Source organism: Arenimonas daejeonensis, from assembly GCF_007993735.1.
Classification (GTDB): Bacteria; Pseudomonadota; Gammaproteobacteria; order Xanthomonadales; family Xanthomonadaceae; genus Arenimonas; species Arenimonas daejeonensis.
Window position 1 is genome coordinate 957664 of sequence record NZ_CP042453.1, and the last position, 20974, is coordinate 978637.

The window sequence follows — 20974 nt, forward strand, 5'->3', positions numbered from 1 at the left end:
CGGTGGTGGAAGGCCCGACCCTGGTGGCGGCGGTGTTCCGCTGTGCGCTGTGGCGCTGGTTCGGCGTGCTGTTCTGGTTCCTGGTGGCCGGTGCGGCCGGTGCGTTGGCCTATCGCCTGATTTCGCTGTGCGCGCAGGGCGAGGCGCGCCGCAGCCTGCCCGAAGGCCAGCGCGGGCTGGCCAGCACGTCACTGGCGGTGCTGAACTGGCCGGTGGCGCAGCTGATGACCTTCGCGCTGGCCCTGGCGGCCGATTTCGACCGCGTGCTCAGCGCCTGGCGTGACTGGCATGCGCAGGGCGTGCGCCTGGACCTGGGCTTCCTCGACGCCGCCGCGCGCCTCGGTGGCCAGCGAACTCGCGGAAGAAGACGCCTACGCGGTGGACGGCCCCGCGCAGGCGCCCGACCTGCTGGAACTGCGCGACGCGATGAGCCTGGTCTGGCGCATCCTGCTGCTGTGGCTGGGCGTGCTGGCGCTGTTCGTGCTGGCCGGCTGGGCGACCTGATCCGTCAGGGTTTGTCGCCGCGCAATTCGCGCACGATCTTTTCCAGGGATTCGGCGGTGGCGGTTTCGCCGGGAACCGGCGGCGCGGCGATCACGCCGACGGCGGCGCGCAGCCGGCGCGGCACGCGCAGGCGGCCCAGGCGCGAATCGCGCTTGCTCCACATGCTGTCCCACAGGCCGGTGAGCGCCATCGGCACCACGGGCACCGGGTCGCGGGCCAGGATCTGTTCGACGCCGGCGCGGAAGGCGGCGATCTCGCCGTCTTTGGTCAGGCCGCCTTCGGGAAAGATGCAGACCAACTCGCCAGCGGCCAGCGCTTCGTGGACCTCGGCGAAGGCGGCGTCCTTCACCGCTGGGTCTTCCTTGCTGCCGGCGATCGGGATGGCGCGGTAGGCGCGGAACACCCAGTTCATGCCCGGCACGTTGAATATCCTGTAATACATGACGAAGCGGATCGGCCGCGGCACCGCGGCGCTGATCGCCAGCGGGTCCATGTAGCTGACGTGGTTGCAGACCAGCAGCGCGGCGCCTTCGTCCGGCACGTTGTCTTCCACGCCTTCGATATGCACGCGGTAGAACAGCGTGACGTAGATCCAGGCGACGAAACGCAGGAAGAATTCCGGCACCAGCGAGAAGATGAAGATCGCCACCACCGCATTGGCGATGCCCAGGGCCAGGAAAACCTCCGGGATCGACCAGCCGAGGAAACGCTGCACGGCGATGCCGACGCCCGCCGCCAGCACGATGAAGAAGGCGTTCTGGATGTTGAGGCCGGCGATGACGCGCGAGAGTTCGCCCCCTGGGTGTGCGGCTTTGCACCAGTGCGAACAGCGGCACGATGTACAAGCCGGCGAACAGGCCGATCAGGGTGAGGTCGGCCATGATCCGCCAGCTGCCTTCGATGGCGACGAAAGCCGCGACATCCAGGCCCGAAGCGATCGCCATGCCGGGCCGCGCGAAGTACAGGTCGACGCAGAAGGCGGTCATGCCGAAGGCACCCAGCGGCACCAGGCCGATTTCAACGGTGCGCCGCGACAGCTTTTCGCACAGCAGCGAACCCACGCCGGTGCCGACCGAGAACAGCACGAAGCAGAACAGGTACAAGGTGCTGCCGCCGCCAAGGTGCAATTCGGCATAGGTCGGCAACTGCGCGGTCAGCACCGTGCCGACGAACCAGAACCAGCTCACGCCCAGCACCGCGTTGCGCACCGCCGGCTGCTTGCGTGTCAGGCGCAGGGCCTTGAGCGATTCCGGGAACGGGTTCCAGTTGATCGCCAGGTCCGGCGCCGAGGCTTCGACCCGCGGGATGGCGCGGCTGATCAGGTTGCCGGTGATCGCCAGCGCGACGATGGCGAAAGCCGCGGCTTCCGGGCCGTACTCGCCGGCAATGACGAAGATCAATCCGCCGAAGATCATGCCCAGCAGGATGGACATCGAAGTGCCCATCTCGACCAGGCCGTTGCCGCCGGTCAGTTCCTCGGGCTTGAGCACGCTGGGCAGGATCGAATATTTCACCGGCCCGAACAGGGTGGACTGCAGGCCGGTCAGGAACAGCGCCACCAGCAGCACCGGCAGGCTCTCCATCAGGAAGCCGACCGCGGCGATCGACATGATGCCGATCTCCATCATGGTGGTGATGCGCACCAGCAGCGACTTCTCCAGCTTCTCGGCAACCTGGCCGGCCAGCCCGGAAAAGAGGAAATAGGGAAGGATGAACAGCGCCGGCGCCAGGTTGGTGTAGAGCGTGCGCTCTTCCAGGTTGGTGCCCAGGTAGAACAGCAGCCCGATGATCGCCTGCCGGTAAACGTTGTCGTTGAATGCGCCCAGCGACTGGGTGAGGAAATAGGGCAGGAAGCGGCGCTGCCGGAGCAGTTCGAACTGGTTGTGGGCCATGGATCCCCGGGATGACGGGGGCAGCCTAGCAGAGAAAAAAAGCCGGGCGGTGTGGGCCGCCCGGCTTTCCGGTCAGAGGTCCTTCTGCAGCTTCAGCAGCACGCCGTTGTCGGTTTCGCCGCTGCTGCCGACCTGGCCGCGGTATTCAAGCCCGATCAGCCAGTTGTTGAACGTCTGCAGCTGGGCGCCGGCGCCGAAGATCCAGCGGTTGTTGCCGTAGTCGCTGGATTCGAGCAGGAACAGCGGGCCCGAGGCCAGGTCGGCGTACTGCACGGTTCCGCCAGATCGGCCGTTGAAGTCGTGCTGGTACTCGATGCGCAGCTGCGGGACGAAGCGGCCATGGACACTTTCGTTGAAGAACTGCAGGTGCAGGCCGAGGTTGCCGGTGCTGGTTTCCAGGTCCACGTCGCCGTAGCGCAGGGCCAGGATCGGATGGCCGCTCTCGGTGTAGCCGTCGAGCGTGCCGCGTGCCAGGTCCAGGCGCGCGTAGGGCGTGAACTGCATCGTCTTCCAGCCGATGTCGGCGCCGGTGGAGACCGAGCCGAACCACTGGTCGCCATCGCGCTCGCCGCGCACGAACCCGCCCGTACCGGTCAGGTAGCGCTTGAGGTCGTAGGACAGGCGCTGGTAACCGAGCAGGCCGTCCACGAACCACCGCCCTTCCGGGTCGTAGCTGGCGTAAACCACGAAAGAAGTGGCATCGCCGTCCACGAAGCTTCCGTTCCCGCCGACTTCGTTTTCGTCCCCGCCCCAGCCGATGCCGGCGCCGAAGGCGAAGGCGTCGTTGAGCCGGTAGTCCACGCCGGCGCTGATGCCATCGGTCTCGAAGGAGATGTCGGCATTGCCGTCGCGGCCGTCCTGGCTGCCCGACCGGACCATGCCGCCGGTCCAGAAGCCGAAGCGCGAGCCCGGGTCCTGTGCGCCGGTTTCGCCGGCGTCGGCCAGCGGTGCGGTTGGCAGGCCATCCTGGCCGTAGGCGAGGTCGCAGGCGCCCGACAGCGAGCGTGGCTGCAGCGGTTGCTCAAGGCAGCGGCTGTCGGTGGCGAAACCGATGCCGTTGCTGGCCCCGCTTCCGCCGCCATTGCGCAATTGCTGCAGCCGCTGCTGGAAGTTGCCGATCTGCGAGGTCGCGAAACGTTGGGCCGATTCGACCTGGGCGTCCAGCAGGCCCTGCACTTCCGCATCCTCGGTCGGGTCGGGACGCGGTTCGACGGTGAACGTGATCGTCGCCACCGCCGAGGTTGCATGGGCGTTGGTTAGCGTGAACCGAGCCAATGCCACGCCGGTGAAGTCGGCGGCGGGCGTGTATTCGAGCACGTACCCGCTGCCCACGGCAGCGACAGTGGCGGTACCGGAACCGGCCGGCGTGAGCGCGACCAGGGTGGCGTCGGTGAATGGCCCACCGGTGGCGCCTTCGGTCAGTTCGACCAGCACCGGCGTTGCGGGCAGCACGGTGACCTCGCGCGAGACCGCCACCGGCACCGGGTTCACTGTGATGGTGACCGTGGCCGGCGCCGAGGTGCCGCCGGGACCGCTGGCGGTGTAGGTGAAGCTGTCCTCTCCCGAGAAGCCCGCGGCCGGCGTGTAGTCCAGCGCCAGGCCGTTGACCAGCGCGGTCCCGTTGGCGGGCGCGCTGGCGATGGCGATCGAGCTGATCACGCCGGCATCGTTGGCCGTGGCCGCCACGCTGACCGGCTGTTCCGACAGCGTCGTGGCGCTGTCGTCGGCCGCGACCGGGACGGCTTCCGCGATGCCGATGTTGAAAGTGCCAGCGACGGTGAAGCCCAGCGTGTCGGTGGCGGTCACCGTGAAGCCGTTGTCGCCGGCGGTCGTGGGCGTACCACTGATCGTGCCGTCGCCGGACAGCGCGAGGCCGGCCGGCAGGGCGCCGCCGGTGATCGCGAAGCTGTACGGCGCGGTGTTGCCACTCACCACCAGGTTCTCCGCGGTAGGCCGTGCCGACCACGCCGCCGGGCAGTACGGTCCGGCTGATCGCAAGGACCGGAGCCGAGGTCACCAGCGTGTAGGCCCGGCTGCCGGTCTGGCCGTTGGCGTCGGTGGCCTCGACGGTGAAGTTGAAGCTGCCGGCAACGGTGGGCGTGCCGCCGAGCGTGCCGTCCGCCGCCAGGTTCACCCCGGCAGGCAGGCTGCCGCCGGTGAGTGCGAAGCTGTAAGGACCAATGCCGCCGGTGGCGACCAGGGTCTGGCCGTAGGCCGTACCGGCGGTGCCGTCGGGCAGGCTGGCCGGGGTCAACACGATGGTCGCGGCGGTGACGTCCAGCGTGTAGGCCACCGTCACGCTGAACGGTGCGCCGGCGCCGGTGCTGCTGTCGGTGGCCGTGACCGTGAACCCGAAGCTGCCCGAGGCCGTCGGCGTGCCCGACAGCGTGTCGCCGCTGAAGTTGACGCCCGCCGGCAGTGTGCCGGTCAGTGTGTAGGTATGCGGTCCCGTGCCGCCGCTGGCGGTGAAGACCTGGTTGAAGGCGGTGTTGTAGTCGGCATTGAAAGTGGAAGCGCCCGGTGCGAGTGCCAGCGTGGGCGCCGCGATGGTCAGCGGGAAGTCCTGGGTCAGCGAGAAGGGCCCGCTGCCGGTGCTGCTGTCGGTTCCCGAGACGCTGATCGTGAAGTTGCCGGATTGGGTCGGCGTGCCGGATACCGTCACGCTGTCGGCCGTGCCGGCGCTGACGCCTACGCCCGCCGGCAGGCCGCTGACGCCGGCCGTGTACGGTGCGCTGCCGCCGCTGAAGGTGAAAGTCTGGCTGTAGGCGGCCGCGACCGTACCGGCGGACGGTCCGCCGCCAGTGATGGCCAGGACCGGATCGCCGACCGTAATGCTCACCGTGGCCGGCGCCGAGGTGCCGCCGGGTCCGGTCGCGGTGAACGTGAAGCTGTCGGCACCGGCATGCCCGGTAGTCGGGGTATAGGTCACGACATCACCGGCGACCAGTGCGGTGCCGTTGGCGGGTGCGGTGCCGATGGCGATCGAGCTGTGCACGCCGGTGATCGAAGCGCTGAGGTCGATCGCGGTGCCGCTGTCGTTGTAGGGGACGGCGACGCCACCCAGATCGGCGGCGGTCGGCGCCACGAAGGTGTCGATGGCGTAATTGTTGCTGTCCGTGCTGCCGATGCCGGCGTTGCCGGCGGCGTCCTGGACGCCGGTGTTGGCGAGCGTGATGACGTTGGTGGGGTCGCTCAGGCTGTCGACCGGGGTCAGCGTCGCCGTCCAGGTGATGCCGCCATCGGCACTCGAGAGGGCGCTGACACTTCCGTTCGCGACCGTCAGGTCTGCGATGGCGAAGCCCGAGACCGCTTCGTTGAAGCCGATGGTGACCAGGAGGTCTCGCCGGCGGTCAGGCTGGTGTCGGCGACGACCAGCGTCGCGGTGGGCCGGAAGGTATCGACGGCGTAGTTGTTGCTGTTCGTGCTGCCGGTACCGGTGTTGCCGGCGGCATCGCTGACGCCGGTGTTGGCGAGCGTGATGAGGTTGGTGGGGTCGGTCTGGTTGGCGGTCGGGGTCAGGGTCGCGGTCCAGGTGGTGCCGCCATCGGCGCTTGAGACGGCGCTGAGACTTCCGTTCGCGACCGTCAGGTCTGCGTTGAAAAACCCGTTACCGCCTCCGAGAACGTGAAGGTGACGGTGCTGGTTTCGCCCGCGGCCAGGGCGGTGTCGGCCACCACCACGGTGGCCGTGGGGCGCTGGGTGTCGATGGCGTAATTGTTGCTGGTCGTGGTGCCGGTGCCCGGCGTGCCGCCGGCATTGGTGACGCCGGCATTGTCCAGGACGATGACGTTGCTGGGGTCGTTGATGCCGGCCGTGGGCGTCAGCGTCGCGGTCCAGGTGGTGCCACCATCGGACGATGCCAGTCCCGACACCACACCGTTGGCCACGGTCAGGTCGCCCGTGGCGAAGCCGGTAACGGCCGTGGAGAAGGTGATGGTGACCGTGCTGGTTTCACTGGCCGCCAGGGCGGTGTCGGCGACGACGATCGTGGCGGTGGGGCCAGCCACCGCCGGGGGCTGCACGGTGACGGTGTAACTGCGCGAACCGAACGCCGCGGTGCCGTCGTACGCACCGAAGGTGAACGTGTAGGTGCCCTGGGTGGTGGGCGTGCCGTAAATCAATCCCGCGGTGTTGTAGAACAGGCCCGGGGGCAGGCCGCCGGAGGACACCGTGTAGGTGTAGGGCGCCGTGCCGCCGGAGGCCGTCATCTGCTGGTTGTAGGCCGAGCCCTGGACCGGGTTGGGGATCGTGGTCGGCTGGATCGTGACCTGCGCGGCGGCCGGAAGCGACCAGGCCAGGGCCAGCAAGAACAGCGACAGGAAGGCGGCGCGGAAATGCGGCGCAGGCCGCCGCGCCTGCCGGACGGCAAGAAGCTGATGCATGGATGGATCCCCTGTGTGATGCCCGGCGCGCCGATTCCCGGCGGCAGCGGGCCCACGAAGCCTACGTCAAAACCAGCGCTCCCGGGCGACCGCTGTCGCCGGGAGGGCAGGCGTCGCGGCGCGGACCGCGGAATCCGATCCTGCTTTCCGTCAGCCGCCGCGTTCGCGTTCGATCGCGCGCCAGCCGATGTCGCTGCGGTAGAAGGCGCCGTCCCAGTGGATGTTGTCGGCAGCGGCGTAGGCCCGGCGCTGGGCGTCGGCCACTGTGTCGCCCAGCGCGCAGGCGCAGAGCACGCGGCCGCCGGTGGTCACCACCACGCCGTTGCGCAGTTCGGTGCCGGCGTGGAAGACCTTGGCGTCCGGGCCGGGGTCGGTGGCGAGGCCGGCGATGGCGTCGCCGGTGCGCGGCGTGCCCGGGTAATGGTCGGCGGCCATCACCACGCCCAGGCTCGGGCGCGGGTCCCAGTCGGCCTGCGCCTGGTCGAGGCGGCCGTCGATCGCCGCTTCCACCAGGTCCAGCAGGTCGCTGCGCAGGCGCAGCATCACCGGCTGCGTTTCCGGGTCGCCGAAACGCACGTTGAATTCGATCACCTTGGGCGCGCCGTCGGGCGTGATCATCAGGCCGGCGTAGAGGAAGCCGGTGAAGGGCACGCCGTCGGCGATCATGCCGCGCACGGTCGGTTCGACCACTTCGCGCATCACGCGTGCATGCACTTCCGGCGTCACCACCGGTGCCGGCGAATACGCGCCCATGCCGCCGGTGTTCGGGCCGGTGTCGCCGTCGCCCACGCGCTTGTGGTCCTGCGAGGTGGCCATGGGCAGCGCAAAACGCCCGTCCACCATCGAGATGAAGCTGGCTTCCTCGCCTTCGAGGAATTCCTCGATCACCACGCGCGCGCCGGCCTCGCCGAAAGCCTCGCCCTCGAGCATGTCCACGATCGCGGCCTCGGCCTCGGCGACCGTCATCGCCACGACGACGCCCTTGCCGGCGGCCAGGCCGTCGGCCTTGATCACGATTGGCGCGCCGTGGTCGCGCACGTGCTGCAGCGCCAGCGCGGTGTCCTCGAACACACCGTAATAGGCGGTGGGAATGCGGTGCCGCGCCAGGAAATCCTTGGCGTAGGCCTTGCTGCCTTCCAGCTGCGCGGCGGCGGCCGTGGGCCCGAAGATGCGCCGGCCGTCGGCGCGGAAGGCGTCCACCACGCCGCGCACCAGCGGCGCTTCCGGGCCGACCACGGTGACGCCGATGTCTTCGTCGGCGGCCAGTTTCAGCAGGCCTTCGATGTCGGTGGCCTTGACCGCCACGTTGCGGCAGCGCGCTTCGGTGGCGGTGCCGGCATTGCCGGGCGCGACCAGCACTTCCGTGACCCGCGGCGACTGCGCCAGCTTCCAGGCCAGGGCGTGCTCGCGGCCGCCGGAACCGATGACCAGGACTTTCATGCGGCAACTCTCCGTGCGGGTTCGATCAGGTGCGGTCGGGGACTGGGCGCAATCGGCGCCGGTGAGCGAGACTTCGAAGAAGCGGTCGCCCTTCGAGTCCACGAAACGACGCGTGACGACCATGCCGCGCGACAGCAGGTAGAGCAGCTCGTTGCTCCTGCAGAACCCGGCCATCTGCGACTGCTCCGCCGCGCGCACCGCCTCCAGGCGCTGCGGGTCGCGCACCGCTTCGGCGGCCAGGCGCGAGGTGCTGCGGATGACGAAGACCAGGCGGGTGCCCTCGAAGGCGACGTGTTCCAGCACCAGGCCTTCGCCGAAGGGTTTGGGCAGGTCCTTGCCGAATTCGGCGAGCACCGCGTCGGCGATCGCCCGCGTCTGTGCCTGCGCGCGCGCCTCGGGGCTGTAGCGCTGCCACAGGGCGGCGGCGGCCAGGCCGAGGCCGAGTGCGATCAGCAGGGCCACCACGATCCAGCGGCGGCGGTCGGATGGAGCGGCGTCGGCGCGGGCTCGGGTCATGCGTGCCTCAGTGGCGGAAGTGGCGACGGCCGGTGAAGACCATCGCCATGCCGTGTTCGTCGGCGGCGGCGATGACTTCGGCGTCGCGCGCATCGAGCCGCCCGGTTGGATCACCGCGGCGATGCCGGCCTTGGCTGCGGCGTCGATGCCGTCGCGGAAGGGGAAAAACGCGTCGCTGGCCATCACCGAGCCCGGCACGACCAGGCCGGCTTCCTCGGCCTTCAGGCCTGCGATCTTCGCGCTGACGACGCGGCTCATCTGGCCGGCGCCGATGCCCACGGTCTGCAGGTCGCGCGCGTAGACGATGGCGTTGGATTTGACGTACATCGCCACCTTCCAGGCGAACAGCAGGTCGCGCAGCTGGTCGGCGCTGGGCGCGAGCTTGCTGACGATCTTCAGGTCGGCGGCGCCGAGCGTGTCGGTGTCGGCGTCCTGCACGAGCAGGCCGCCGGCGATGCGCTTGTATTCCAGGCCGGTGGTGGCGCGCAGCGCGCCGCAGGCCAGCACGCGCACGTTCGCCTTCTTGGCGAAATGAGGCAGGGCGTCGGCGGCGATCGACGGCGCGATCACCACTTCCACGAACTGGCGCTTGAGGATCTCGGCCGCGGTGGCGGCGTCCAGCTCGCGGTTGAAGGCGATGATGCCGCCGAAGGCCGAGGTCGGGTCCACGGCATGGGCGCGGTCGTAGGCCGTCATCAGGTCCGCCGCGACGGCGACGCCGCAGGGATTGGCGTGTTTGACGATGACGCAGGCCGGGGCTTCGAAGGCTTTCACGCATTCCAGCGCGGCATCGGCGTCGGCGAGGTTGTTGTAGGACAGTTCCTTGCCCTGCAGGAAGGTCGCGGTGGCGACGATGCCCTGCGGCGCGTTGGCCTCGACGTAGAGCGCGCCGCGCTGGTGCGGGTTTTCGCCGTAACGCAGCGAGGAGGCCAGCGACAGCGACGCGTGGAAGGTTTCCGGCCAGGCCTTGGGCTGTTCCGGTTCGTCGGCCCGCGGCGAAAGCCACATCGCGATCTGGCCGTCGTAGGCGGCGGTGTGGGCGTAGGCCTTGGCGGCGTACGTGCGACGCATCGCCGGTGTGGTGCCGCCTTCCTTCAGCGCGGCAAGCAGCGCGCCGTAATCGGCCGGATCGACCACCACCGAGGTACGCGCATGGTTCTTGGCGGTCGCGCGCAGCATCGCCGGGCCGCCGATGTCGATGTTCTCGACCGCGTCCTCGTACGTGCAGTCGGGTTTGGCCACGGTCTGCGCGAAGGGGTACAGGTTCACCACCAGCAGGTCGATCGGGGCGATGCCGTGTTCGGCCATCACCGCGTCGTCCACGCCTTCGCGGCCCAGCAGGCCGCCGTGGATCTTCGGGTGCAGGGTCTTGACCCGGCCGTCCATGATTTCCGGAAAACCGGTCACTTCGCTGACATCGCGCACCGGCAGCCCGGCCTCGCGCAGGGCCTTGGCGGTGCCGCCGGTGGAGAGCAGGTCGACGCCCAGGAAGACAGGCCGCGGGCCAGTTCGATCAGGCCGGCCTTGTCGGACACGGACAGCAGGGCGCGGCGGACGGGTTGGCGTTCGGCGGTCATCGGGCACCTCGTGGGGAAGCCGCGATTATACCGGGGCTTTTCAGGCCAGGCCGTAGGCCTTGAGTTTTTTGCGCAGGGTGGCGCGGTTGATGCCCAGGCAGGCGGCGGCGCGGCTCTGGTTGCCGTCGCAGTGGCGCAGTACTTCGGCGAACAGCGGCGCTTCGATTTCGCGCAGCACGACCTCGTACAGGTCGTCTATGTCGCAACCGTTGAGGTCCTGCAGGTAGCGCCGCACCGAGCGGGCGACGTGGTCGCGCAGCGGCGTGTGGCTGGGAGCGTGGGTCGTCGAATCCGCGCGCGCGGCCTGTAGGGCGTTCACTCTGTGCAAGCTCCGTGGTTGATTGCCCGCTTCCCTGCGGAGCCGTCGGTCGTCGACGGGGGCAGGCAGTCTACGTCAATCCAAAACGCGGTGCGAACTGTCCTTCCGGACAGGGGCGGGATATCGCTTTCAGTGGAAGTCGAAGGTGAAGGCGACCGCGCGTTTTCCCGGGTCGAGGATCTCCAGGTGGCGACGGCCGATTGTCCCGGCGCGATCAACGACGAAGCGGGCGGGCTGCCCAGGTATTCCACCGGCTGGAAACGGCGCAGGCCCAGGGACTGGCCGTCGAGGTCCTGCAGCGACACTTCCATCACCGGCCAGGCCTGCGGCCAGCGTGCGTCGTTTCGGAAGCTGGTGGTGATCAGCAGCACGCCCGGCACCTTCGGGTGCGGCTGTACTTCGCGGTTGGTGACACGGAAGGCATCGGGTTCGTGCCAGGGCGGCAGGTCGCAGCCCAGCGCAGCGCACATCGTCTCCAGCCGCGGCCGCCAGCTGGCGTCGCCGGCGAGACGATACCGGTCAGCCAGCACCAGCTGCAGCAGCAACGCGATCGCCAGTGCCACGGCCAGGCCCAGCCAGGCCCAGGGAAAGGGGCGGGCGGGTTTCGGGGTGGCAGGGGCGGCGAAACGGGGGCGCGGGGCATGCGGCAAGGATACCGGCTCAGCCGGTGCGGCGGACCCCGGTGATGCGCATCCAGTCGCCGTCCTGCGCCGCCTGCAGGTCATCGAACCAGGCGGAATACCGTTCGATCAGCGCGGTTTCCTGGCCGTGCAGGATGCCGGACAGCGCGATCACGCCGCCGGGCTGCACGCGCGAGGCCAGGGTTTCGGCCAGGGCATCGAGCGCGACGGCAAGGATGTTGGCGACCACCACCGGATAGGTCGTGGCCGGTTCGTTTTCCGGCGCGTACACATCGAGCAGGTCGCCGACGCCGTTGCGTTCCGCATTGTCGGCGCTGGCTGCCAGCGCCTGCGGGTCGTTGTCCACGCCCACCGCGCGCGCGGCGCCGAGCTTGAGCGCGGCCAGGGCCAGGATGCCGCTGCCGCAGCCGAAATCCAGCACGGTCTTGCCACGCAGCACCAGCGAATCCAGCCAGCGCAGGCACAGCGCCGTGGTCGGATGCGTGCCGGAACCGAAGGCCAGGCCCGGGTCCAGGCGCACGATCACCGCGTCTTTGGCTTCCGGCGGCGCGTCCATGTTCCAGGGCACGATCCAGGTGCGGCGGCCGAACTGCAGCGGCACGTACTGGTCCATCCAGGCGCGTTCCCAGTCCTGGTCGGCGACGGTGCGGAAATCGGCCTGCGACAGGTCGATTTCGTCGTCGAAGGATTCCAGCGCGTGCAGTACCAGTTCCGGCATCGTCTCTTCCGGGAACAGCGCCAACAGCGTGATCTCCGGCCACAGCGGAATCTCGCCCACGCCCGGTTCCAGCACCGCGCGCTCGTTCGGCGTCGCCGCATCGGCATCGAGCAGGGTCACCGACAGCGCACCGAGGTCCATCAATGCATTTTCGGCACGATGTTCGTCGGCGGCGCGCACGCGCAGGGAGAGTTCAAGGAAGGGCATGGAACATCAACCCAGCCCGATCGCCTTTTCCTTGCGCTCCGCCAGCCGCTTTTCCAGGTAATGGATGTTGGTGCCGCCCTGCTGGAAGCCGATGTCGGCCATGATCCGGCTCTGCAGCGGCACATTGGTCTTGATGCCGTCCACCACCATCTCGCTCAGCGCCACGCGCATGCGGGCGATGGCCTGGGCGCGGGTGGCGCCGTGCACGATCAGCTTGCCGATCATCGAGTCGTAGTTCGGCGGGACCTTGTAACCCTCGTAGATGTGCGAATCCACGCGCACGCCGGGGCCGCCCGGGGCGTGGAAGTGCTTGATCAGGCCGGGGCTGGGCAGGAAGGTTTCCGGGTCCTCGGCATTGATGCGGCATTCGATGGCGTGGCCGCGGATGACGATGTCTTCCTGCTTCAGGCTGAGCTTCTGGCCGCTGGCGATCAGCAGCTGCTCGCGCACCAGGTCCACGCCGGTGATCAGTTCGGTCACCGGATGCTCGACCTGGATGCGGGTGTTCATCTCGATGAAGTAGAAGCGGCCGTTCTCGTACAGGAACTCGAAGGTGCCGGCGCCGCGGTAGCCGATCCGCACGCAGGCCTCGGTGCAGACGCGGCCGATCTCGGCGCGCTGTTCGTCGCTGATGCCCGGGGCCGGGGCCTCCTCGACCACCTTCTGGTGCCGGCGCTGCATCGAGCAGTCGCGCTCGCCCAGGTGGATGGCATTGCCCTGGCCGTCGCTGAGCACCTGGATCTCGATGTGGCGCGGGTTCTCCAGGAACTTCTCCATGTACACCATGTCGTTGCCGAAGGCCGCCTTGGCCTCCTGCCGGGTCGCGGCGATGGCGGTGAGCAGGGCGCCCTCGGTGTGCACCACGCGCATGCCGCGGCCGCCGCCGCCGCCGGCCGCCTTGATGATGACCGGGTAGCCGATCTCGCGGCCGTGGCTGATGCACTCGGCCTCGTCGTCGGGCAGCGGGCCGTTCGAGCCGGGCACGCAGGGCACGCCGGCCGCCTTCATGGCGGCGATGGCCTCGACCTTGTCGCCCATCATGCGGATCACTTTCGCGGTCGGCCCGATGAACACGAAGCCGGACTTCTCCACCCGCTCGGCGAAGTCGGCGTTCTCCGACAGGAAGCCGTAGCCCGGGTGGATGCCCTGGGCATCGGTGACCTCGGCGGCGGCGATGATCTGCGCCATGTTGAGGTAGCTCTCGACCGAGGGCGCCGGGCCGATGCAGACCGACTCGTCGGCCATGGCCACGTGCTTGAGGTTGCGGTCGATGGTGGAGTGCACGGCCACGGTCTTGATGCCCAGGCTGTGGCAGGCGCGCAGGATCCGCAGCGCGATCTCGCCGCGGTTGGCGATGACGATTTTCTCGAGCATGGGTGCGGCCTTAGCTGATGACGAACATGGGCTCGTCGAATTCGATCGGCTGGCCGTTCTTGACCAGGACGGCGCTGATGACGCCCGAGACGTCCGCCTCGATCGGGTTGAACATCTTCATCGCCTCGATGATGCCCTGGGTCTCGCCGGCCTTGACCGTCTGGCCGACCTTCACGAACGGCGGCTTGTCCGGGCTCGGCGACTCGTAATAGGTGCCGACCATCGGCGAACGCACGGTGTGGCCGTCCGGGATGTCCTTGACGGACTTGCCCACGGCTTCCGGCGACAGTGCGGCGGGCGCGGCCGGCGCCGCCGGGCGCGGCGCCTCGGCATGCACGACCGGGGCCGGCGCGGCCATGGCGATGCCGCCGCGCGGCACGCGCGCCAGGCGCACGGACTCCTCGCCCTCCTTGATCTCGATTTCGGCGAGATTGGATTCCTCGAGCAGGTCGATGAGTTTCTTGATCTTGCGAAGGTCCATGGTGGCCTCGTCTTGTGGTGACTGGAAAGGGAAAGGTAAGAAGGAACCGCCGGCCTAGATGCCGGTCTGGATCTCGGCGTGGTCGTCGGCCTGCAGTCGCCGGATGGCGGCCTCCAGCGCGTAGCCGTAGCTGTCGGCGCCAAACCCACTGACCACGCCCAGCGCCAGGCTGGAGAAATAGCTGTGCTGGCGGAAGGGTTCGCGGGCGTGCGGGTTGGACAGGTGCACTTCGATGAAGGGCAGGGCCACCGCGGCCAGGGCGTCGCGCAGGGGACGCTGGTATGGGTGAAGGCGGCCGGGTTGATCAGGATGAAGGCGGTGCCGTCGCGGCGGGCGGCCTGGACCCGGTCCACCAGCACGTGCTCGGCATTGGACTGGAAGCTGTCCAGGTGGTGGCCGGCCTCGGCGGCGCGGGCGCTGAGCGCGGCTTCGATCTGCGGCAGGGTGGTGTGGCCGTAGATGCCCGGCTCGCGTTCACCGAGCAGGTTCAGGTTCGGACCATGCAATACTGGGATCTTCGCCACGCCGGCCTCCGCAAAGGAGGCACAGTCTGGCGGCAAGCCCGGCCGTTGTCCAGAAGATAACCGCGACTTGCCGGATTTTAACGGGCGTTTGAATTCAGTCCCGGACCCAGGCCCGCACCGCCTCCACGTCGGGGAAGGCGCCGTAATGGGTCTTGGCCAGCCGGCCCCGGGCGTCCACCAGCACGGTGTAGGGCAGGATGCCACGGGCATTGCCCAGGCGCACGGAGCTGTCGCCGGGGCCGGGGGCCTCCACCGCCAGCCGGAACACCACCGGCACCTCGCGCAGGAAGGCGCGGGCCTCGTCGGCGCTGTCCAGGGCCACGCCGATCACCTGCACGCCATTGCCGCCCTGCTCGGCGGCGTAGGCGTCCAGTACCGGCATTTCCTTGCGGCAGGGACCGCACCAGCTGGCCCAGTAGTTGATCAGGCGCGGGCGGCCGGGGCCGGACACGGGGATCACCGGGCCGCCATCGAGCGCGGTGAACGCCAGCGGTGGCATCGCCTCGCCGGGCTTCACCACCACCAGGCCCGGCGGCGGCGGCTGTTCGGCCGGGGTCAGGGTGCGCTGGCCCAGCCACCAGCCCAGGCCGGCGCTGATGGCGCCCAGGGCGATGATCGCGGTCCAGGTCAGAACGGCCTCGCGCTTCACGACGACGGGACCTTGCTCAACGGGCCGCGTCGGCCAGGGCCTCGGCGACGAGGTCCCGGGTCAGCACGGTGGGCAACACCACCGGCTCGCCCTGGCGCGGGTACACCACGTACAGCGGCACGCCCACGGCGCCGTGCGATTCCAGGAAGGCGGTGATGGCGGGGTCCACGTCGGTCCAGTCGCCTTTCATGTAGATCGCGCCGGCCGCCTCGAGTGCTTCGCGGAAACTCTCGCGGCCCAGCACCGTGCGTTCGTTGGCCTTGCAGGTGACGCACCAGTCGGCGGTCATGTTGACGAAGACCACGCGGCCGTCGCGGCGCAGCTGTTCGAGTTTTTCCGCCGAGTAGGCGACCACGCCTTCTTCGGCGACGGCCGTGCGCTCCGGCGCCGGCATACGCTGCACCACCACCACCGGCCACAGCGCCGCCAGCACCACCAGTCCGGCCAGCACGCGTGCCGGCCAGCGACCCCAGCGCACCTTTTCCCACCACCACAGGCCCAGGCCCAGCACCACGGCGCCGGCCAGCACCAGGCCGATCGCGTCGGCGCCGCGCTGCTTGGCCAGCACCCACAGCAGCCACACGGCGGTGAGGTACATCGGGAAGGCCAGCACCTGCTTGAGCGTATCCATCCACGCGCCGGGTTTCGGCAGCCGCGCCGCCAGCGCCGGCACGAACCCAATGAGAAGGAAGGGCAGCGCCAGTCCGAGACCGAGCATCAGGAAGACCAGGATCGCCACCGCTGGCGATGCCGTGAACGCAAAGGCCAGGGCCGTTCCCATGAAGGGGGCCGTGCACGGACTGGCCACCACCACGGCCAGCACGCCGGTGAAGAAGTCGCCCGCCGGCCCGGACTTTTCCGTCAGTGACTGGCCCGCGCCTGCGAGCGAAGCACCGAAGCTGACCACGCCCGACAGCGACAGGCCGATCGCCACCATCACCAGCGCCAGCGCCGCGATCACGCCCGGCTGCTGCAGCTGGAATCCCCAGCCCAGGGCCAGCCCGGCCTGGCGCAATGCCAGCGCGATCGCGCCGATCGCGGCGAAACTGGCCAACACGCCCAGCGTGTACCAGACCGCCGAACGTTTCGCGTTCGGTCCGCCCTGTGCGAGCGACAGCGCCTTGAGCGACAGCACCGGCAGCACGCAGGGCATCAGGTTCAGCACCACGCCGCCGCCGAGTGCCAGCAGCAGGGCCAGCCACAGCGGGGTGGCGGCTTTCACGGGCGGGGTTTCGCGCACGTCGCCGCCGGCCGGCAGGTCCAGCGCCACGGTGCGGGTCATCGGCGGGTAGCAGATGCCGTCGGTCTGGCAGCCCTGGAAGGTGATGGCCAGGGTCGCCGGCAGCGCGTCGGTATTCGTGCGCAACAGCGGCAGCGGCGCTTCGAAGGAATCGAAATACACCTGCACGTCGCCGAAGTGCTCGTCGTGGTGCGGCACCGACGGCGGCCAGGCGATCTCGCCGGCGCGCACGCCGTCGGCGTCCAGCGTCAGCGTGGTGCGGTCGCGGTAGAGGTAATAACCGGGCGCCGGGGTGAAGCGCAGCAGCAGGCGTTCGGGCGTCTCGACGATGGCCTCGAAGCGGAACGCCTGCGCTTCCGGCAAGGGCAGGCCGCCGGCGGCACGTGCCGGGCCGGTGCCGCCCAGCAGGTCGCCGCCGCGGGTGCCGGTGAGCGCGGCCAGCGCGTCGCCAGCCGCGGTATCGGCCGGCAGGTCCACGGTGACGGTCTTGGTGTGCGGCGGATAACACACGCCGACATCGGCGCAGCCCTGGTACTTCACCCGGAACTGCAGCGTGGTGGTGCCGTCGGCGGCGGCGCCGGTCTGCACCGCGGTCACCGTGTCGCGATAGGTCTCGACGTCGCCGAAAAATTCGTCGGTGTAGGCGTGGCCGTCGGGCAGCTGCAGCGGGTTGGTCTTGAAGCCGCCCGACAGCAGTTCGACGCCCATGCGGTGCCGGTAGAGGTAATAACCCTCGGCGACCTTCCAGGTGAATTCGATCCGGCCACGTTCCGGCGCCGTCGCGCTGAGCGCGAAGGCTTCGTCGATCGGCAGCAGGTCGGACTCGTCCACCGCCTGGGCGGCGGGGACGAGGAACAGCGCGGCCAGGACGGCCAACAGCCAACGGGTCATGCGGGATTCTCGGAAGGGACGCGGCCGGCCCGGTCGCCCGGGCCGGCCCCTACGACCGCCAGTATCCCCGGAAGTTCGTCGCCGGGGCGAGAACGGCCACCCGCCGCCGGGCTCAGGCCCGCTCGGTCATGGCCTCGACGAAGTCCACCAGCGGCAGCTGTTCCGGGCTGCGCAGCGTGCGGAACGCGACCAGCAGGCGTTCCTCCAAGCCGCACTGGGCGTAGAAGTTGAGCAGCATGGCCGGCGTCTCGGCGTCGCCGCCCAGCCAGCGGCCGCCGCGGCCGGTGGCCAGCCATTCGAAGCTGACGGCCGTGGCCATGGCGATCTTGCCCATGTTGTCGGTGGTGGGCTTGGCCCCGTCCTTGCGTTCCCACTGCGCCACGGCGCTGCGGGCGACGCCGACGGCGGCGGCCAGTTCGGACTGCGACATTTCGGCGCCACGGCGCGCCTGTCGGATGCGGTTGAAAAGAAGCGTCATTAGGTGTTTCCCCGGAAATCAAGCAAGGACCACAGCGCCGCACGGCCTGGATGGCCATGTCAGCGTCCAGCGCGGAAACCGGACATCGCCGCAAGCCCTCCCCTGAAGGCCCGGCGGCACCGGTTTCCGTTGACGGGCGGCAGGCGCGATCCAGCGCCGCCGGGTGGACCGGGGCCGGCATGACGCCGGGTGTTCCCCGTCCTGGGTTCCGCGGTCCACCGATCGCCCGTCTTCATGCGGGCCGTTAGCGGCGGTGACGGAAACCCGTTCCCGGGCCGATTGTAGGGGCAGGCACCCGGCCAAAATCAACATTCCGTGACGGGGTTCCTTGCCTTTGCCGCTGCAGGTTTTCCGTTCGGAAAATGGCCCCGGTGTCACGGCCCGGACGGCCCGATCGGTCCCATTTCGACCCTTGTGCTTGAAAGGCGCGGTCCCGGCCCCATCCAAGGACCCGTCGCGTGGCTTCCGGTTGTCATGCCGCGCGCGTATCATTGGCACTCACCGGGGCCGAGTGCTAACACCTTGGCCCCATGTCGTTGAATCAATTGGAATTACGAGGACTCTCATGAACATCAAGCCGCTCTACGACCGCGTGGTCATCAAGCGTATGGAAGAAGAAAAGATGTCCGCTGGCGGCATCGTCATTCCGGACTCCGCCACCGAAAAGCCGATCAAGGGCGAAGTGCTGGCCGTCGGCGCCGGCAAGGCCCTGGACAACGGTTCCACCCGCGCCCCGACCGTGAAGGTCGGCGACAAGGTGCTGTTCGGCAAGTACGCCGGCACCGAAGTGAAGGTCGACGGCCAGGAAATCCTGGTGGTCAAGGAAGACGACATCCTCGCCATCCTCGGCTGATGAACCCGCCGGCCCGCGCCTGCGCGACCGGCCCCGCAACAACCCCCACAGAATTCTGGAGTTAGAAAAATGGCTGCCAAGGAAATCCGTTTCGGTGAAGACGCCCGCGCCCGCATGGTGAAGGGCGTCAACATCCTCGCCAATGCCGTCAAGGCCACGCTCGGCCCGAAGGGCCGCAACGTCGTGCTCGACAAGAGCTTCGGCGCCCCCACGATCACCAAGGACGGCGTGTCCGTCGCCAAGGAGATCGAACTGGCCGACAAGTTCGAGAACATGGGCGCGCAGATGGTGAAGGAAGTCGCGTCCAAGACCAGCGACAACGCCGGCGACGGCACCACCACCGCCACCGTGCTGGCGCAGGCGCTGATCCGCGAGGGCATGAAGGCGGTCGCCGCCGGCATGAACCCGATGGACCTCAAGCGCGGCATCGACAAGGCCGTCATCGAGGCCGTGGCCGAGCTCAAGAAAATCTCCAAGCCGTCCTCGACCTCGAAGGAAATCGCCCAGGTCGGCGCCATCTCGGCCAACTCCGACGCCAACATCGGCGAGCTGATCGCCAAGGCCATGGACAAGGTCGGCAAGGAAGGCGTGATCACGGTCGAAGAAGGCTCGGGCCTGGACAATGAACTCGACGTGGTCGAGGGCATGCAGTTCGACCGCGGCTACCTGTCGCCGTACTTCGTCAACAACCAGCAGTCGATGTCGGCCGAGCTGGAAGACCCGTTCATCCTGCTGTACGACAAGAAGATCGCCAACGTGCGCGAGCTGCTGCCGGTGCTGGAAGGCGTGGCCAAGGCCGGCAAGCCGCTGCTGATCGTCGCCGAGGAAGTCGAGGGCGAAGCCCTGGCCACGCTCGTCGTCAACACCATCCGCGGCATCGTCAAGGTCTGCGCCGTGAAGGCCCCGGGCTTCGGCGACCGTCGCAAGGCGATGCTGGAAGACATGGCCATCCTGACCGGCGGCACCGTGATCTCCGAGGAAGTCGGCCTGCAGCTCGAGAAAGCCACCATCAAGGACCTGGGCCGCGCCAAGAAGATCCAGGTCTCCAAGGAAAACACCACCATCATTGATGGCGCCGGCGTGGCCGACGGCATCCAGGCCCGCATCAAGCAGATCAAGGCGCAGATCGAGGAAACCTCCTCCGACTACGACCGCGAGAAGCTGCAGGAGCGCGTCGCCAAGCTCGCCGGCGGTGTCGCGGTGATCAAGGTCGGCGCCGCCACTGAGGTCGAGATGAAGGAAAAGAAGGCCCGTGTCGAGGACGCGCTGCACGCGACCCGCGCCGCGGTGGAAGAGGGCATCGTGCCGGGCGGCGGCGTCGCGCTGATCCGCGCGAAGGCGGCCATCTCCGGTCTCAAGGGCGCCAACGAGGACCAGAACCACGGCATCGTGATCGCGCTGCGCGCGATGGAAGCGCCGCTGCGCGAGATCGTGACCAACGCCGGTGAGGAGCCGTCGGTGATCCTGAACAAGGTGGTCGAGGGCAAGGGTGCGTTCGGTTACAACGCGGCCAATGGCGAGTACGGTGACATGATCGAGTTCGGCATTCTGGACCCGACCAAGGTGACCCGCACTGCGCTGCAGAACGCCGCTTCGATCGCGGGCCTGATGATCACCACCGAGGCGATGGTGGCCGAGGCGCCGAAGAAGGACGACGGCGGCGCCGGTGCCGGCGGCCACGGTGGCGGCATGGGTGGCATGGGCGGCATGGATTTCTGATCCGCTGCTTCTTGCGACTCGCTTCATTCGAGGGCCCCGCGCAAGCGGGGCCTTCTTTTTGCGCGTTGTGTGATCTGGCGCCGTCATCACCGGGGAGACGAGGGTCTCTTTCTGCTCAGTGAGGCCTTTTATTTCGCAGAAAGAGACCCTCGTCTCCCCGGCGCTGCCGGTACGGCTCATCCGGGTCGCTGATGGGAGGGCCGGTGCGGTATCGGCGATTTGCTTGCGCGTGTGGCCTGGCGGGCTTCCGCGTGCGCGATCTTTCCTGCGCAACACGTTTGGCTAAGTCGGGCAACGCGAAAAGCCGGCAACTCGCCTATCGAGGGCGCGTTCCCCTGAACGCGTCTGGTGCCTTCCGGGCGAGGTTGGGTTGTAGGCGAGTGCGGTGCTTCTGGCGAAAACCTGGCAGGGGTGTGCGGCGCATCGCGCCGCCGGCTTTTCGCCGCTTCGCGGCGGGTACTCCTTCCACACTGGCCCCAATGGCACCAGACGCGTTCAGGGGAACGCGCCGCGACGTGACGCGTGGTGGAGAAGGGCATTGGCCCGATTCACTGCCAGATCCGCAGGAA

Annotated in this window: 16 protein-coding genes and 5 pseudogenes; 4 read left to right on the forward strand and 17 right to left on the reverse strand. The window is 68.8% G+C overall.

Annotated features, from left to right (window positions below; genetic code table 11):
* Window positions 1-288 precede the first annotated feature (288 nt).
* Entirely contained in the window at window positions 289-504 is a 216-nt protein-coding gene (locus tag FRZ33_RS15975) for a hypothetical protein (RefSeq protein ID WP_227978123.1), read from the forward strand.
* A gap of 4 nt (window positions 505-508) precedes the next feature.
* Here FRZ33_RS15975 and FRZ33_RS04585 read toward each other — a convergent pair.
* The 3 genes and pseudogenes from FRZ33_RS04585 to FRZ33_RS17585 form a co-directional block, all read right to left on the reverse strand.
* Window positions 509-2396: pseudogene (locus tag FRZ33_RS04585) on the reverse strand (MFS transporter).
* 72 nt (window positions 2397-2468) lie between these two features.
* The gene (locus tag FRZ33_RS04590) at window positions 2469-4328 is read right to left on the reverse strand and encodes an autotransporter domain-containing protein (protein WP_158637087.1); all 1860 of its coding nucleotides are present in this window, start codon (window positions 4326-4328) and stop codon (window positions 2469-2471) included.
* A gap of 94 nt (window positions 4329-4422) precedes the next feature.
* Window positions 4423-5016 (reverse strand): annotated as a pseudogene (locus FRZ33_RS17585) (putative Ig domain-containing protein); the annotation flags it as partial.
* On the opposite strand from FRZ33_RS17585, the gene FRZ33_RS15985 reads away from it, so the two are divergent.
* Window positions 4904-5161, forward strand: a complete 258-nt coding sequence (locus FRZ33_RS15985) for a hypothetical protein (protein ID WP_227978128.1) — start codon at window positions 4904-4906, stop codon at window positions 5159-5161. The pseudogene FRZ33_RS17585 and the gene FRZ33_RS15985 overlap by 113 nt on opposite strands.
* Window positions 5162-5283: 122 nt before the next feature.
* On the opposite strand, the pseudogene FRZ33_RS17590 reads toward FRZ33_RS15985, so the two are convergent.
* The 14 genes and pseudogenes from FRZ33_RS17590 to FRZ33_RS04655 all read right to left on the reverse strand — a co-directional run.
* Window positions 5284-5730, reverse strand: a pseudogene (locus tag FRZ33_RS17590) (Ig-like domain-containing protein); the annotation flags it as partial.
* Window positions 5676-5984, reverse strand: a complete 309-nt coding sequence (locus FRZ33_RS17595) for an Ig-like domain-containing protein (RefSeq protein ID WP_425480624.1) — start codon at window positions 5982-5984, stop codon at window positions 5676-5678. The gene FRZ33_RS17595 and the pseudogene FRZ33_RS17590, both read right to left, overlap by 55 nt.
* Window positions 5981-6778, reverse strand: coding sequence for an Ig-like domain-containing protein (locus FRZ33_RS16775; RefSeq protein WP_146907967.1), 798 nt, complete (start codon window positions 6776-6778; stop codon window positions 5981-5983). The genes FRZ33_RS17595 and FRZ33_RS16775 overlap by 4 nt, the downstream gene beginning before the upstream one ends.
* 150 nt (window positions 6779-6928) lie before the next feature.
* Entirely contained in the window at window positions 6929-8218 is a 1290-nt protein-coding gene (gene purD / locus FRZ33_RS04605) for a phosphoribosylamine--glycine ligase (RefSeq protein ID WP_146910574.1), read from the reverse strand.
* Between the two features lie 523 nt (window positions 8219-8741).
* Window positions 8742-10311, reverse strand: a pseudogene (gene purH / locus FRZ33_RS04610) (bifunctional phosphoribosylaminoimidazolecarboxamide formyltransferase/IMP cyclohydrolase).
* 40 nt (window positions 10312-10351) lie between these two features.
* A complete protein-coding gene (gene fis, locus FRZ33_RS04615; RefSeq protein ID WP_146907968.1) occupies window positions 10352-10630 on the reverse strand; it encodes a DNA-binding transcriptional regulator Fis in 279 nt (92 codons plus the stop codon).
* Complete coding sequence (locus FRZ33_RS04620) at window positions 10627-11193, reverse strand: DUF3426 domain-containing protein (protein ID WP_158637088.1); 567 nt, start codon at window positions 11191-11193, stop codon at window positions 10627-10629. The genes fis and FRZ33_RS04620 overlap by 4 nt, the downstream gene beginning before the upstream one ends.
* Before the next feature lie 97 nt (window positions 11194-11290).
* On the reverse strand, window positions 11291-12196 hold the full coding sequence (prmA, locus tag FRZ33_RS04625) for a 50S ribosomal protein L11 methyltransferase (RefSeq protein WP_146907972.1): 906 nt from the start codon (window positions 12194-12196) through the stop codon (window positions 11291-11293).
* Window positions 12197-12202: 6 nt separating this feature from the next.
* Entirely contained in the window at window positions 12203-13570 is a 1368-nt protein-coding gene (accC, locus tag FRZ33_RS04630; RefSeq protein WP_146907974.1) for an acetyl-CoA carboxylase biotin carboxylase subunit, read from the reverse strand.
* A gap of 10 nt (window positions 13571-13580) precedes the next feature.
* On the reverse strand, window positions 13581-14051 hold the full coding sequence (gene accB / locus FRZ33_RS04635; RefSeq protein WP_146907976.1) for an acetyl-CoA carboxylase biotin carboxyl carrier protein: 471 nt from the start codon (window positions 14049-14051) through the stop codon (window positions 13581-13583).
* A gap of 54 nt (window positions 14052-14105) precedes the next feature.
* A pseudogene (gene aroQ, locus FRZ33_RS04640) lies at window positions 14106-14575 on the reverse strand (type II 3-dehydroquinate dehydratase).
* 94 nt (window positions 14576-14669) lie between these two features.
* On the reverse strand, window positions 14670-15224 hold the full coding sequence (locus FRZ33_RS04645) for a TlpA family protein disulfide reductase (protein ID WP_227978130.1): 555 nt from the start codon (window positions 15222-15224) through the stop codon (window positions 14670-14672).
* A 16-nt stretch (window positions 15225-15240) separates the two neighbouring features.
* On the reverse strand, window positions 15241-17355 hold the full coding sequence (locus tag FRZ33_RS04650) for a protein-disulfide reductase DsbD family protein (RefSeq protein ID WP_146907979.1): 2115 nt from the start codon (window positions 17353-17355) through the stop codon (window positions 15241-15243).
* A gap of 112 nt (window positions 17356-17467) precedes the next feature.
* Window positions 17468-17833: a helix-turn-helix transcriptional regulator gene (locus FRZ33_RS04655; RefSeq protein ID WP_146907980.1), complete on the reverse strand. Its 366-nt coding sequence runs from the start codon at window positions 17831-17833 to the stop codon at window positions 17468-17470.
* Window positions 17834-18398: 565 nt separating this feature from the next.
* On the opposite strand from FRZ33_RS04655, the gene groES reads away from it, so the two are divergent.
* Both groES and groL read left to right on the forward strand, forming a co-directional pair.
* A complete protein-coding gene (gene groES, locus FRZ33_RS04660) occupies window positions 18399-18686 on the forward strand; it encodes a co-chaperone GroES (RefSeq protein WP_034213129.1) in 288 nt (95 codons plus the stop codon).
* 69 nt (window positions 18687-18755) lie between these two features.
* Window positions 18756-20405, forward strand: coding sequence for a chaperonin GroEL (groL, locus tag FRZ33_RS04665; protein WP_146907982.1), 1650 nt, complete (start codon window positions 18756-18758; stop codon window positions 20403-20405).
* The last annotated feature ends 569 nt before the right edge of the window (window positions 20406-20974 follow it).